The organism is Mycobacterium sp. NGS50, assembly GCF_059812545.1.
This window is the reverse complement of record NZ_JCALCW010000012.1, coordinates 23,650-37,284: the sequence shown is the minus strand read 5'-3', so window position 1 is coordinate 37,284 and position 13,635 is coordinate 23,650. Positions and strand designations below refer to the sequence as shown.

10 protein-coding genes and 1 pseudogene are annotated in these 13,635 nt (G+C 67.9%); 9 read left to right on the top strand and 2 right to left on the bottom strand.

All coding sequences use genetic code 11. The annotated features are described in order from the left end of the window. The first annotated feature begins 73 nt into the window (after nucleotides 1-73). The 6 genes from fdxA to AC5Y36_RS10630 all read left to right on the top strand — a co-directional run bounded on the left by fdxA (nucleotide 74) and on the right by AC5Y36_RS10630 (nucleotide 6,837). Entirely contained in the window at nucleotides 74-400 is a 327-nt protein-coding gene (fdxA, locus tag AC5Y36_RS10655; protein WP_500040858.1) for a ferredoxin, read from the top strand. Between the two features lie 5 nt (nucleotides 401-405). Beyond that, entirely contained in the window at nucleotides 406-1,500 is a 1,095-nt protein-coding gene (gene dapC, locus AC5Y36_RS10650) for a succinyldiaminopimelate transaminase (protein ID WP_500040962.1), read from the top strand. Between the two features lie 75 nt (nucleotides 1,501-1,575). Further along, nucleotides 1,576-3,396 carry a Na+/H+ antiporter NhaA gene (gene nhaA / locus AC5Y36_RS10645; protein ID WP_500040857.1) on the top strand — a complete coding sequence of 607 codons (1,821 nt, stop codon included), beginning with the start codon at nucleotides 1,576-1,578 and terminating at the stop codon, nucleotides 3,394-3,396. A 360-nt stretch (nucleotides 3,397-3,756) separates the two neighbouring features. Further along, nucleotides 3,757-4,881 (top strand): PPE family protein, encoded by a 1,125-nt coding sequence (locus tag AC5Y36_RS10640; protein ID WP_500040856.1) that lies wholly within the window; start codon nucleotides 3,757-3,759, stop codon nucleotides 4,879-4,881. A 417-nt stretch (nucleotides 4,882-5,298) separates the two neighbouring features. Continuing rightward, entirely contained in the window at nucleotides 5,299-5,598 is a 300-nt protein-coding gene (locus AC5Y36_RS10635) for a PE family protein (protein ID WP_500040855.1), read from the top strand. A gap of 9 nt (nucleotides 5,599-5,607) precedes the next feature. Further along, nucleotides 5,608-6,837, top strand: coding sequence for a PPE family protein (locus AC5Y36_RS10630; protein WP_500040854.1), 1,230 nt, complete (start codon nucleotides 5,608-5,610; stop codon nucleotides 6,835-6,837). 18 nt (nucleotides 6,838-6,855) lie between these two features. On the opposite strand, the pseudogene AC5Y36_RS10625 reads toward AC5Y36_RS10630, so the two are convergent. Together AC5Y36_RS10625 and AC5Y36_RS10620 are read right to left on the bottom strand one after the other, a co-directional pair. Beyond that, a pseudogene (locus AC5Y36_RS10625) lies at nucleotides 6,856-7,545 on the bottom strand (HNH endonuclease family protein); the annotation flags it as partial. Nucleotides 7,546-7,608: 63 nt separating this feature from the next. Then, the gene (locus tag AC5Y36_RS10620; protein WP_500040853.1) at nucleotides 7,609-9,147 is read right to left on the bottom strand and encodes a PucR family transcriptional regulator; all 1,539 of its coding nucleotides are present in this window, start codon (nucleotides 9,145-9,147) and stop codon (nucleotides 7,609-7,611) included. 83 nt (nucleotides 9,148-9,230) lie between these two features. On the opposite strand from AC5Y36_RS10620, the gene pruA reads away from it, so the two are divergent. Genes pruA through ctaD form a run of 3 tightly spaced genes read left to right on the top strand, consistent with a single transcriptional unit; the run spans nucleotide 9,231 to nucleotide 13,633 of the window. Next, a complete protein-coding gene (gene pruA / locus AC5Y36_RS10615; protein WP_500040852.1) occupies nucleotides 9,231-10,865 on the top strand; it encodes an L-glutamate gamma-semialdehyde dehydrogenase in 1,635 nt (544 codons plus the stop codon). Next, nucleotides 10,865-11,914, top strand: a complete 1,050-nt coding sequence (locus tag AC5Y36_RS10610) for a proline dehydrogenase family protein (RefSeq protein ID WP_500040851.1) — start codon at nucleotides 10,865-10,867, stop codon at nucleotides 11,912-11,914. Before pruA ends, AC5Y36_RS10610 begins: the two co-directional genes overlap by 1 nt. A 27-nt stretch (nucleotides 11,915-11,941) precedes the next feature. After that, nucleotides 11,942-13,633, top strand: a complete 1,692-nt coding sequence (gene ctaD / locus AC5Y36_RS10605; protein WP_500040850.1) for an aa3-type cytochrome oxidase subunit I — start codon at nucleotides 11,942-11,944, stop codon at nucleotides 13,631-13,633. Nucleotides 13,634-13,635 lie beyond the last annotated feature (2 nt).

The window sequence follows — 13,635 nt, the reverse complement described above, 5'->3', positions numbered from 1 at the left end:
TAGTATCAGCAACCAACGCAGCCCAATGCGGATACGCAGAACACGCACTGAACAGGACATAGAGGAGACCTTCGTGACCTACACGATCGCCCAACCCTGCGTCGACGTCAAAGACAAGGCATGTATCGAGGAGTGCCCGGTCGACTGCATCTACGAGGGTGCGCGGATGCTCTACATCCATCCCGACGAGTGTGTGGACTGCGGCGCCTGCGAGCCCGTCTGCCCGGTCGAGGCGATCTTCTACGAAGATGACGTCCCCGACCAGTGGAGCGACTACACCCAGATCAACGCCGACTTCTTCGCCGAACTCGGCTCACCCGGTGGCGCGTCGAAGGTCGGCATGACCGAGAACGACCCGCAGGTGGTCAAGGACCTGCCTCCGCAGGGCGAAGAGGCCTGAGCCCACTGACCTCTCGTCGATCCGTCTCGGCGTCGCTGCCGGTGTTCCCCTGGGACACCCTGGCCGACGCGCGGGCGCGTGCTGAAGCCCACCTCGACGGCATCGTCGACCTGTCCGTAGGAACCCCGGTCGACCCGGTGGCGCCGATCATCCGGGAAGCACTCGCGGCGGCCAGCGCCGCACCGGGCTATCCGGCCACCGCCGGTACGCTCGCGCTGCGGCAATCAGCGGTCAACGCCCTGCAGCGGCGCTACGGCATCACCGGCCTGACCCAGGCGGCGGTGCTGCCCGTCATCGGCACCAAGGAGCTCATCGCCTGGCTTCCCACCCTGTTGGGATTGGGTGGCGACGACGTCGTGGTGGTGCCCGAGCTGGCGTACCCGACCTACGAGGTGGGTGCCCGGCTCGCCGGTGCCGGGCTGCTGTTCGCGGACACGGTGACCCAACCGGTCGCGCTGATCTACCTGAACTCGCCGAGCAACCCGACCGGGCGGGTGCTGGACGCCGAACGGCTGCGCGCCGTCGTCGACGCCGCGCGCGACCAAGGCGCACTGGTGGTCTCCGACGAGTGCTACCTGGGGCTGGGCTGGGACGCCCGGCCCGTCTCGGTGCTGCACCCGTCGGTCTGTGGCGGTGATCACACCAGCCTGCTGGCCGTGCACTCGCTGTCCAAGACGTCGTCGTTGGCCGGCTACCGGGCCGGGTTCGTCGCCGGCGATCCGGACCTGGTCGCCGAACTGCTCGCGGTGCGCAAGCACGCCGGGATGATGGTGCCCACCCCGGTGCAGGCGGCGATGGTCGCCGCGCTGGACGACGACGAGCATGAGCGCGAGCAGCGTGAGCGCTACGCGCGGCGCCGGGAGATATTGCTGCCGGCGCTGCGGGACGCCGGGTTCGATGTGCAGCACTCCGAGGCGGGGCTGTACCTATGGGCCACCCGCGGTGAGCCGTGTCGCGACACCGTCGGCTGGCTGGCGCAGCGCGGCATCCTGACCGCGCCCGGCGAGTTCTACGGCGTGGGCGGGGCGCGGCACGTGCGGGTGGCGCTGACGGCGACCGACGAGCGGATCGCGGCGGCAGCGGAGCGGTTGGCGATCTAGCGCCAAGCGCCGCCGGCGCCGCGCCTATAGACTGTCGGCATATGTCGTCGGGGTCGTTGAGGTGATTTGTAGCGCGTGAGCACGCCCCCGCACGTCATCCCGTTATCCGCGTCGCTGCGGCGCCGCATCGAGGTCTCCAAACGCTTCGACGGCGAAACGCTGCCCGCCCTGGCATTGCTGATCGGCACGGTGATCGCCGTGGTGTGGGCCAACATCGGCGGCAGCTACGACACGTTCTGGCACACCGAGATCGGAATCGTCGCCGGGCCGATGCATCTGTCGCTGCCGTTGTTCGAATGGATCAATGAGGCCTTGATGGCGGTGTTCTTCTTCGCGATCGGGCTCGAGGTGCGGCGCGAGTTCGCCGTCGGCGAACTGCGGGAGAAAGAGCAGGCGATCTTGCCGGTGGCCGCCGCCATCGGCGGCCTGGTGCTGCCGGCGGCGCTGTACGTCTTCCTCAACTGGGGAACCGCCGCGGCCAACGGGTGGGGGGTGGTGATCTCCACCGACACCGCATTCGCGCTCGGCGTGCTGGGCTTGGTCGGCCCCAAAAACGCGCCGCGGCTACGGATCTTTCTGCTCACCATGGCGGTGATCGACGACATCGCCGCGCTGCTGGTGATCGCCGGGGTCTACACCAGTCACCTTGACCTGCTGGCGTTGGCGGTCGCCGCCCTCGCGTTGGCCGGGATCTGGCTGCTCCGCCACTACGGCATCTGGCGGGTGACGCCGTATCTGGTGGTCGGCGTCATCGCTTGGGTGGCGGTGCTGGAGTCGGGGATCCACGCAACGTTGGCCGGGGTGCTGGTGGCGCTGCTGATCCCGGTCTATCCGGCCCGCGACCGTGACGCGGCCGGTGTCACCGCCTTCGCTCACCTCTACCAGCAGGCCCCCGAAGCGCGTAGCGCCCGCTACGCCCGGATGAGCCTGGCGTACGCGGTACCGCTGAACCAACGACTGGCGGATCTGTTGGCGCCCTACGTGAATTACGTCGTGGTGCCGGTGTTCGCGCTGGCCAACGCCGGCGTGTCGCTGTCGGCGGCGGGTATCGGTGCCTCAGCGACCTCATCGATCACCTGGGGTGTGGTGCTGGGCCTGGTGGGCGGGAAGATCCTCGGGATCACCGGCGCCGCCCAACTGGTCACCCACTTCGTTCCGGCCTCACGCGCACCGGGCCTGGACTTCCCGCGTATCGCCGGCATCGGTGTGCTGTCCGGCATCGGATTCACCATCTCGTTGCTGGTGGCCGACCTGGCGTTTGCCGATCCGCGCGCGCTGGACGACGCCCGCACCGGTGTGCTGTTCGCCTCGCTGCTTGCGTTTATCCTGGCGTGGCAGGTGTTTCGGCTCGGCGATCGGTTCAAGCCGTTGCCCACTCCCGCGGGCATCACGCTGCAACGCGCGGTGCAGCGCTCCCGGGATCACGTTCGCGGCGACCTGGCCGCCCCGACCTGCATCGTGGTCTATGCCGCGGTCGACGACACCTACCGCAACCGAACCGTGGCATTGCTCACCGACGTGCGCCGGCGTTTGGGTGACGAAGTGAACGTCGTCTTTCGACACCACACCTACGACGAGGACACCGTGACCGCGGCGCTCGCGCTGGAAGCCGCCGACGATCAGGGGAAGTTCTGGGCCATGCACGACGCGCTGGTCGTCCACCGCGGCGATCTCGACGAACAGGCACTGACCGATCTGGCCGCGCGAACGGGCGTCGACGCCCGCCGGTTTGTGCGTGCGGTCACCGCGGGAGTCGGGCTGGCCCGCGTCGAGGACGACGACATCGACGCCGCCACGGCGGGACTGCCGACCTCACCGGTGCTGTATCTGAACGGCAGCCGATTTGAGGACACCCCGAATTCACTGAACCTGATCTGGGAGGCCCGACGGTCCTGATCTGATGTCGAGTGTCTGGTTGTTACACGTCTTTGACGAAAAGTGTGCAATAAGTCGACATTCGGCGGAGTTTGCCGACCACGAGATTTTATCTGCCGCCCGCCGGTCGGGACCGCCGCGCGCCGGGGCGCCTCGACGTCGGCAGCGGGCCGCGACAGCGGGGCATTCATGCAGGTCGCGGCGACGCGGGTGGGTTGATCACTCGCGGCGACAACACCGTGTTCCGAGGTGCCGATCGCCGCGGGTCGCTCGCGAGTCGCACGCCTCCGCCGACGCGCCGCCCGCCGGACGACGTATTAACGTCACCACAAATCGCTGGCCGCCAGTCCGGTCCACTGACATGCGCGAGGAGGTGTGGTGATGGACTTCGGTGCGTTACCACCGGAGATCAACTCCGCGCGAATGTATTCGGGAGCCGGTGTGGCTCCGATGCTGGGCGCGGCGTCGGCCTGGAGCGAGCTGGCCGGCGAACTGCATACGGCGGCCGAGTGCTATCACTCGGTGATCACCAGTCTGGCGACGCTGTCGTGGTCGGGGCCGGCGTCGATGCAGATGGCAAGCGCCGCCGCGCGTTACGTGTCGTGGATGACTGAAACCGCAGCCCAGGTCGAGCGGACCGCCGCTCAGGTCAACGCGCTGGCCGGCGCCTATCAGATCGCTTTTGCGGGCACCGTGCCCCCACCGCAGATCGCCGTCAACCGCAGCCTGCTGGCGACGCTGGTCGCCACCAACATCTTGGGGGTGAACAGCCCCGCGATCGCCGCGACTGAGGCGCAGTACGCCGAGATGTGGGCGCAGGACGCCGCGGTGATGTACGGCTATGCGGACTCATCGTCCGCCGCGTCGATGCTGACGCCATTCAACACGCCACCGCAAACCACCGACCAGACCGGGGCCTTCCGCCAACAGGCAGTCACGACGACGGCCGCGGCCTCCGCTCAGCAGAGCTCCTCGACGGGCCTGGCGTCGGCGGTACAGCAGACGCTGCAGAACCTTTCCTCGGCGCCGTCGTCCACCGAAACCTGGCAGGATCTGCAGTCCTACCTACCGCAGATCGTCAAGAACCTCACCACCACTGAGCAGATTGTCCAGCGCCTGGCCTCGACGCCGGCCAACATCCTCGGCCTGACCAAGTCCTTGATGCCGGCTGCCGCCGCGGCAGCGGCCGCGGCCGCTCCGACGGCGCAGGCCGGGGTGCCCGGGCTGGCCGGCGTAAGCGGGGCGATGGGCGGACCCATCGCAGCGATCGGCCGCGGCGGCACGCTCGGCGGCTTGTCCATACCGCCCAGCTGGGCGAGCCTGGCGGGCACCGAGAGTCCCGCTGCACTGTCGTTGCCCGCCCACGGCGTCGGGCGCCCACCGGGTGACGGCTCCGGCATGCTGCGGGGACTGCCGATGAGCGGTGTCGGACGGCGCAGCCAGGCGTTCGTCACCAAATATGGTGTGCGGCACAGGGTTATTCCGCGCACTCCGGCCCTCGGCTAGCGCCGGTGCGGCGGGACGCCGTACTCGCCGACCGCCCGACGCGGCTTGCGCTGCCCTACGTGAGCCACTCTGATGCGCGAAATATGCTGCTGTTTATGGTGTTCCGCCAATCGAACGGCAGCGAGGTCCGCGACAGCCAAAGAGATTTTCCCGCGGCCAGATTCTTTTCCCGCCACCGGTTGACGCAAAGATCTGACATCGGCCCGATGGGTCCGGGTAGCCCGCCATCGGTGCAGGTCAACGAGGTTAGGTGAACAGCGCAGCCGACGGGAATGAATGCCGCGTGGCGCGCCGGCGAAATCCCCTTCCGGCCGGCGTCGGTGATCTTTGTCGGGCGCACCGCCATCACGGACCCTAGTCTGTCAAACACGCGATGACGCGAAGAAAGCTGGCGCAGAGGCAATTAGGAGGACAAGAATGTCGTTCGTCAACGCACAACCGGAAGCATTGGCGTCCGCCGCCGGCGGTCTGGAGGGGATCGGTTCGTCGATAGCGGCGAGGAACGCCGCGGCTGCGGGGCCGACGACCGGGCTGCTCCCGGCCGCGTCCGACGAGGTGTCGGTGTTGACCGCGGCGCTGTTCACCGCCCACGCCCAGGCGTATCAGGAGATCAGTGCCCAGGCCACCGCGATCCACGAAGCGTTGGTGAAGATGCTGGATGTCAACGCCGAGTCCTACGCGGCCACCGAATCGGCCAACGCGGCCGCGGCAACCTGAGCCGGGATCATGGACTACGGGTCGTTGCCGCCGGAGATCAACTCCGCGCGCATGTATTCCGGTGCTGGATCCGCTCCGTTGACCGTCGCCGCGTCGGCCTGGAATCAGCTGGCCGCCGAACTGAACTCGGCGGCCCTCAACTACGACGCGATCGTTGCCAGGCTGACCAGCGAGGAATGGGTCGGTCCCGCGTCGGCGTCGATGGCCGCGGCGGTCGCGCCCTATGTGGAGTGGATGAACGACACCGCCGTGCAGGCTGAGCAGGCCGCGATGCAGGCACGTCAGGCGGCCGCCGCCTACGAGACGGCGCTGGCAGCCACCGTGCATCCGGCGGATGTCGACACCAACCGCACTCAACTGGTGTCGCTGTTGTCGACGAACTGGCTGGGGCAGAACACGCCGTCGATCGCCGCGACCGAGGCGAACTACGCGGAGATGTGGGCGCGGGATACCGCCGCGATGTACGGGTACGCCGGCCAGTCGGCGACCGCCGCGGCGGTGACACCGTTCACCGCGCCGCAGCCGACCACGACCCCGGTCGGGGCGGCCGCGCAGTCCGCCGCGGTGGCGCAGGCATCCGGTACCGCCTCCAGCTCGCAAGCGTCGCAGCTGATTTCCTCGGTGCAGACCGCATTGGCGAGCCTGGCATCGCCGGCTTCGTCGACGGCGGCCCCGTTGGACTCCTCGACCTCGGGGCTGGACACCTTCCTGGGGCAGGTCTACACCATGCTTGGTATGAAGTACACCGCCGGAAGTCCGATCGCCAACCTGCTGACACCGTGGACAACCTATGTTTCGCCGGTGCAGAGCAGCATCGCGATCGCGCACTTCTCCACCGGCGCGATCAACAGTTCGGTCGCGCTGCAGAAGGCCCTGACGCCGGCCGCCGCGGCAGCCAAGGCGATCGGCGAGGGAGCGGCTGCGGCGGCCGTGCCGGGCGCGGCGGGTCCGGTTGGTGGATTGCTCGGTGGCGGTGCGCCGTTGGCTGCCGGGTTGGGCAATGCGGCGGCAGCCGGCCGGCTGTCGGTACCGCCGGCCTGGATGGCCGGCGGGCCGGGGTTCGGCCCCACCTCGACGCTGCCGATCACCGAAACCGCCACGGTCAACCCGGATGCGGCGGGCGCCGGAAACCTGCTCGGAGGGATGCCGTTGGCCGGAGCGGGCGCGGGCTTTGGGGGCGCCGGGCCCAAGTACGGATTCCGGCCGACCATCATGGCGCGTCCGCCGTCGGCGGGCTGACGGCTGCTGCTAGCCGGCTGGGACTTGTTCGGCCGGCGGCTGCGCCGGGGTGCCGCAGCCGGTGGTCAAAACCCGGGCGATCGCGTCGTGTTCGGCCTGGGTGACCCACAGCCCGTAGGCCGCCTTGACCTCGACGATCCGCGTCACATACGTGCAGCGATAAGACTTGTTGGGCGGCAACCAGGTTGCGGCGTCGCCGTCGCCCTTCTGCTCGTTGATCGGCCCGTCGGTGGCCTGCAGGTTGGCCGGGTCGTTGGCGAAATTGCGGCGGGTGAGCTCATCCCAGCCCTGGGCGCCTTTCTGCCAGGCATCCGATAACGCGACGATGTGGTCGATCTGCACCAGCCGGGACGTTCCGGATCCGCGGTGGAAATCGATGGTGGTCCCGGTGTAGGGGTCGTCGAGCAGGCCCGAGAGCACCACGCAGCCATTGGATCCGGGTTTGAGCTGCACGTCGTCGAGGTCACGGCGCAGGATGTCGTTGCGAGTGTCGCAGCCGTTGTGGCCGTCGGGGACCGTCACGTCATCGCTCCAGGAGGGGCCGAACTCGTCGCGGCGATAGCCGGTCTTGGGGGCGCGTCCCTTGATCGGCAGCGTATCCAGGGCCGCCAGGGTGGCGGCGGTGTCCGGGTAGCCGGCGGGGTCGGCCGCCGCGGTCGGGGCGGGGCCGACGGGCACCAACGAGGTCAGCGCGATCGCAGCAAGCATGGTCGACAGCGAGCGCAGCACGGATGTCATGAGCGCAAGATAGCGTCGGCCACCGACAACGGATCAAGCGGTGGCCCGCAAGCTCAGCGACAAGACCAGTCGCACGTCGGGATCGGCGAGCGAGGTCGCCAGCGTCTGCTCGATCCGGCGGACCCGGTAGCGCACCGTGTTGGGGTGCACGTGCAGTTGTGCGGCAGCGGCGGCGATGTCACCGAAGCTGTCCAGGTACGCCCGCAGGGTCTGGGCCAGCGCCGGCTCATGCTCCCGCAGCTCGCGTACCCGGGGATCAACCAACCGGTCACCGACCACGTCGACGATCTCGTCGAGCAGCACGGTGGTGCGTGCCGCCTCCACCGACGTCACCTGCCGGATCGCCGACGGGTGGCGACCGGCGCTGTCGAGGACGCGGTCCACACCCGCACGCGCAGATGCCGGCGTGCTCACCGCCCCGGCAATCACCGCACGCAACTCCAGACCCAGTTCACGGTGCAGGGCAGCGACGGTGCCTTTCACCCAGGACGCCACAGTCGCGTATGCGGGCGCCTGGGGGAGAACGACATACACCCGGTCAGCGACGGAGGCCACCTGGGCATCGGGGCGAAACGCGCTGGCGCTCAGCGCGATGACGTCGGCGGGAGCCCCCTGAAAGCCGATCAGCGCGGTGCAACCGTCAACCACCACACCGAGTTCTGCGGCGATGACGGCCGCGTCCAGGCCTTCGTCGTCGGCCAGGCCGAGCAGCTGTTGCACCCGTCGCGCCTGCGCCGACGGCCGTGCCGCCAGCCGGGCCATGATCCGCGCTACCAGGACGGCCGCGCCGCGCAGCACTTCGTCGGCGTCGTCGGCCAGCGGCTGCGCCCCCTGCTGCACCCAGATGGTGCCCAAAAAGTCGGGCCGCCGGCGGTCATCGGACCGGCTGTGCACCCCGATCGCCAGCCGCGGCTGCAGACCCGACTCCGGGCGCGCGGCCACCCGCACGACGTCACGGCCGGTCCGCAACGCGTCGAAGATGCCCCGCCGGGCGAGCCACTGCAGATGCTCGGCCGGCCCGGCCCGGCCCAGAATGGACAGCCGACGCAGTTCGTCGCACTGTTCGGACGCCGAATACGCCAGCACGTGTGACTGGGCGTCCTCGATGCTGACCATGCCGTGCACCCGGTCGGCGATGGCCTGCGCCAGGCCGAACAGGTCGGTATCGCTGTCGAACGGTCCAACCGGGTCGCGGCGATGCTCGAAGACGTGGTTGACCAGGCGGTACAACCGCTCCCACCGCGCCCGCGGTTCGACAGCCACCACCGCGATGCCGACCGCGACCGCACGATCCACCAACGCCGCCGACGGCTCTTTGACGAAGACCGCCACCGGCGGGTGGGTGAGTCGCCGCTCGACCCAGGTCAGCGCCTCCGCCTCGGACACCCCGAGCAAAAAGAACAGGTCGACGGAGTCGGTATCGGCCGCCAAACCCAGCCGCACATCGTCGGAGTCGATCAGCGTCGCCGACGCCACCGTCAGGTCGAGGCCGCGCGGCGCGTCGACCAGACGAACCATGGTCGCGTCCAAGGCGAGCACCAGCTGGCCCAATCCCACTCCAGCCGGCCTCATATTGTCCAATATTACTAACCGGACTAGAGACTGCTGTCCGATCAGCTAAGAATCTTCTGGGGGATTCGGGGAATCCTGGCGGTATGGACACCGCGGCCGCCCGCCCACCTCTGCCTGGCAACGAGCCGGTCCACGACTATGCGCCGCACAGCCCCGAACGCACACGGCTGTTGGCCGCCCTTGACACCCTGACCGCCGCACCGATCGAGCTGCCACACGTCATCGCAGGAAACCACCGGATGGGCGACGGTGAACACATCGCCGTCGTCCAGCCGCACCGGCACGCCCAACGGCTGGGCACCCTGACCAACGCCACCCCGGCCGATGCCGTCGCGGCGGTCGAGGCCGCGATGGCCGCGAAGCACGCCTGGGCGAGCACCCCGTTCGAGGAGCGGGCCGCCGTGTTCTTGCGGGCCGCCGATCTGCTGGCGGGGCCATGGCGGGAGACCATCGCCGCGGCCACCATGCTGGGCCAGTCCAAATCCGTCTACCAGGCCGAGATCGACGCGCCGTGCGAATTGGTCGACTTCTGGCGGTTCAATGTCGCGTTCGCCCGGCAGATCCTGGCACAGCAGCCCTTGAGTGTTCCGGGCGTGCGTAACAGCACCGACTACCGCCCACTGGACGGATTCGTCTACGCCATCACACCATTCAACTTCTCCGCGATCGCCGGAAATCTCCCGACCGCACCGGCGCTGATGGGCAACACCGTGGTGTGGAAGCCGTCGATCACCCAGACCTTCGCGGCCTACCAGACCATGCGGCTGCTGGAGGCTGCCGGCCTGCCGAGCGGGGTGATCAACCTGCTGACCGGCGACGGTTTGGCGGTGTCGGGCGTCGCGTTGTCGGATCCGCGGCTGGCCGGCATCCACTTCACCGGCTCGACGGCCACCTTCCAGCAACTGTGGCGCCAGGTCGGGGCGAATATCGAGAACTACCGGAGCTATCCGCGTCTGGTCGGGGAGACCGGAGGCAAAGACTTCATCCTTGCCCACGCCTCGGCGCGCCCCGATGTGTTGTGCACCGCGTTGATCCGCGGTGCCTTCGATTACCAGGGGCAGAAGTGTTCGGCGGCGTCACGGGCGTTCATCGCGGCGTCGGTGTGGCGACGCATGGGTGACGAATTCCTGGCCAGCACCGCCGAGTTGCGCTACGGCGACATCACCGATCTATCCAACTACGGCGGCGCGCTGATCGACGCGCGGGCCTTCGCCAAGAACGTGCGGGCGATCGGCCGGGCAAAAGCCTCGCCGTCGGTGACGGTCGCGGTCGGCGGCGAATGCGACGACAGCGAAGGGTATTTCGTTCGGCCCACCGTGCTGCTGTCCGACGACCCGACCGACGAGTCGTTCGCCAGCGAGTACTTCGGGCCCATCCTGGCGGTCCATATCTACCCCGACGACGCCTACCCGCAGATCCTCGACATCGTCGACACCGGATCGAAGTATGCGCTGACCGGTGCGGTGATCGCCGAGGACCCCGGTGCCGTGTCGGCGGCGGCGAGCCGGTTGCGCTTCGCTGCCGGGAACTTCTACATCAATGACAAGCCCACCGGCGCGGTGGTCGGGCAGCAGCCCTTCGGCGGCTCCCGCGGCTCGGGCACCAACGACAAGGCCGGATCCGCGCTCAACCTGTTGCGCTGGACCTCGACGCGCACGGTCAAGGAGAACTTCAGCCCGCCGACCGACCACACCTACCCGCACATGCGAGCCGAATGATGGCCGGCCTGTTCGACACCACGGCGCGCCCGGCGCTGCTGGCGGCCAGCCGGTCGCCACGGTTGCGGCACGCCGCGCAGCGCTTCCCGGTGACCCGCGCGGTGGTGCGTCGCTTCGTCGCCGGCGACACCATCGCCGAGGTGCTGAGCGCCGTTGCGCGGCTGCGTGCGTCCGGGCGGCAGGTCAGCGTGGACTACCTGGGGGAGGACGTCGCCGACGTCGCCGACGCCCGGGCGAACGTAGCGGTCTATCTCGACTTGCTCGACGCGCTGGGGCGCCGCAGTGATGCGGCATTGACCGGCGTCGTGCCGCTGGAGGTGTCGATCAAGCTGTCCGCGCTCGGGCAGGCCCTGGGGCGCGACGGCGACAAGATCGCGCTGGAGAACGCCCACCGGATCTGCGCGCGCGCCGAGACCGTGGGCGTCTGGGTGACCGCAGACGCCGAGGACCACAGCACCACCGACTCCACGCTGTGCATCGCCGCGCAGCTGCGATCCGACTTCGGCTGGCTGGGCACGGTCTTGCAGGCCTACCTCAAGCGGACCGAGGAGGACAGTCGGCAGCTGGCCGGCGCCGGCGCGCGTATCCGGTTGTGCAAAGGCGCCTATGACGAACCCGCCTCGGTTGCATACCGAGACCGAGACGAGGTCACCGACTCCTACTTGCGCTGTCTGCGGGTGCTGATGGCCGGTACGGGCTATCCGATGGTGGCCTCCCACGACCCTGCCATCATCGCAGCTGCCACCAGACTGGCCGGGCAAAGTGATCGCGGCACAGATGATTTCGAGCACCAAATGCTGTACGGCGTTCAGCAGAGCGAACAGCAGCGGCTGGTCGATTCGGGTGCGCAGCTGCGGATATATCTGCCGTTCGGCGATCGCTGGTATGGCTATTTCGTGCGCAGGTTGGCTGAACGACCCGCCAACCTCGCACTATTTCTACGTGCGCTGGCCGAAAACCATCCCACCCGCAGAGCGAATTTGGAGTACCATGCTAGTCATAAATGGCCGCTGCTGGCGAGGAAGGCAGCACATGGCGCATCAGAATGAGCGAGGCCCAGATAGTCGAGGTCCAGTATGACCGCCTCCGTCTCGCCGTCAACGAAACTGACTGCCGTTCGGCCCTACCCGCCCCGAACCGGTCCCAAAGGGACGCTGCTGTACCGGCTGGTGGCCACCACCGATCACAAGATGATCGGCATCTTGTACATGGTGACCACGTTCGGATTCTTCTTTCTCGGTGGTTTGATGGCGTTGCTGATGCGCGCCGAACTGGCCGCGCCCGGACTCCAGTTCTTGTCCAACGAGCAGTTCAACCAGCTGTTCACCCTGCATGGCACGATCATGCTGTTGCTCTACGCGACGCCGATCGTGTTCGGGTTCGCCAACCTGGTGCTACCGCTGCAGATCGGCGCCCCCGATGTGGCGTTCCCGCGACTCAATGCGCTCAGCTACTGGCTGTATCTGTTCGGTGCGTTGATCACCGTCTCCGGGTTCCTGACCCCCGGCGGCGCAGCCGATTTCGGTTGGACGGCCTACACCCCGCTGTCCGACGCCATCCATAACCCGGGCGCCGGAGCCGACCTGTGGATCATGGGATTGGTGGTGGCCGGGTTGGGCACCATCCTGGGCGCGGTCAACATGATCACCACCGTGGTGTGCATGCGCGCCCCGGGCATGACCATGTTCCGGATGCCGATCTTCACCTGGAACGTCCTGATCACTTCGATCATGGTCCTGATGGTGTTCCCGCTGCTGACCGCGGCGCTGCTGGGCCTGGCGGCCGACCGGCACCTGGGCGCCCACGTGTACGACGCCGCCAACGGCGGTGTGATCTTGTGGCAGCACCTGTTCTGGTTCTTCGGGCACCCCGAGGTCTACATCGTGGCGCTGCCGTTCTTCGGCATTGTGACCGAGATCTTCCCGGTGTTCAGCCGCAAACCGCTGTTCGGCTACACCACCATGGTGTACGCCACGATGACAATCGCCGGGCTGTCCACGGCGGTGTGGGCGCACCACATGTTCGCCACCGGTGCCGTGCTGCTGCCGTTCTTCTCGTTGATGACGTTCTTCATCGCCATCCCGACCGGTATCAAATTCTTCAACTGGATCGGCACCATGTGGAAGGGCCAGTTGACGTTTGAGACACCGATGCTGTTCGCGGTCGGCTTCGCGGTGACCTTTTTGGCCGGTGGACTGACCGGCGTCATGCTGGCCAGCCCGCCGCTGGACTTCCACGTCGCCGACTCCTACTTCCTGGTGGCGCACTTCCACTACGTGCTGTTCGGCACCATCGTGTTCGCCACGTTCGGCGGGGTGTACTTCTGGTTCCCGAAGATGACCGGCCGACTGCTCGACGAGCGGCTGGGCAAGCTGCACTTCTGGTTGACCTTCATCGGGTTCCACACCACCTTCCTGGTGCAGCACTGGCTGGGTAACGAAGGCATGCCGCGTCGTTACGCCGACTATTTGCCCGGCGACGGTTTCACCGAGCTGAACGTGGTGTCCACCCTCGGGGCATTCATCCTGGGTGTGTCGATGATCGTGTTCACCTGGAATGTGTTCCGCAGCTGGCGCTATGGCGAGGTCGTCACGGTCGATGACCCGTGGGGTTACGGCAATTCGCTGGAGTGGGCGACCAGTTGCCCGCCGCCGCGGCACAACTTCACTGAGCTGCCGCGCATCCGTTCGGAGCGCCCGGCCTTCGAACTGCATTACCCGCACATGGTGAAGCGGATGCGCGCCGAAGCCCATCTGGGGCGCGGCTGAGG

Excerpts from the sequence above, each read along its gene's own strand:
- AC5Y36_RS10640 (WP_500040856.1), top strand. The coding sequence starts at position 3,757 with ATGGACTTCGGTGCGTTACCACCGGAGATCAACTCCGCGCGAATGTAT.
- AC5Y36_RS10635 (WP_500040855.1), top strand. The coding sequence starts at position 5,299 with ATGTCGTTCGTCAACGCACAACCGGAAGCATTGGCGTCCGCCGCCGGC.
- AC5Y36_RS10630 (WP_500040854.1), top strand. The coding sequence starts at position 5,608 with ATGGACTACGGGTCGTTGCCGCCGGAGATCAACTCCGCGCGCATGTAT.
- AC5Y36_RS10620 (WP_500040853.1), bottom strand. The coding sequence starts at position 9,147 with ATGAGGCCGGCTGGAGTGGGATTGGGCCAGCTGGTGCTCGCCTTGGAC.
- pruA (WP_500040852.1), top strand. The coding sequence starts at position 9,231 with ATGGACACCGCGGCCGCCCGCCCACCTCTGCCTGGCAACGAGCCGGTC.
- AC5Y36_RS10610 (WP_500040851.1), top strand. The coding sequence starts at position 10,865 with ATGGCCGGCCTGTTCGACACCACGGCGCGCCCGGCGCTGCTGGCGGCC.
- ctaD (WP_500040850.1), top strand. The coding sequence starts at position 11,942 with ATGACCGCCTCCGTCTCGCCGTCAACGAAACTGACTGCCGTTCGGCCC.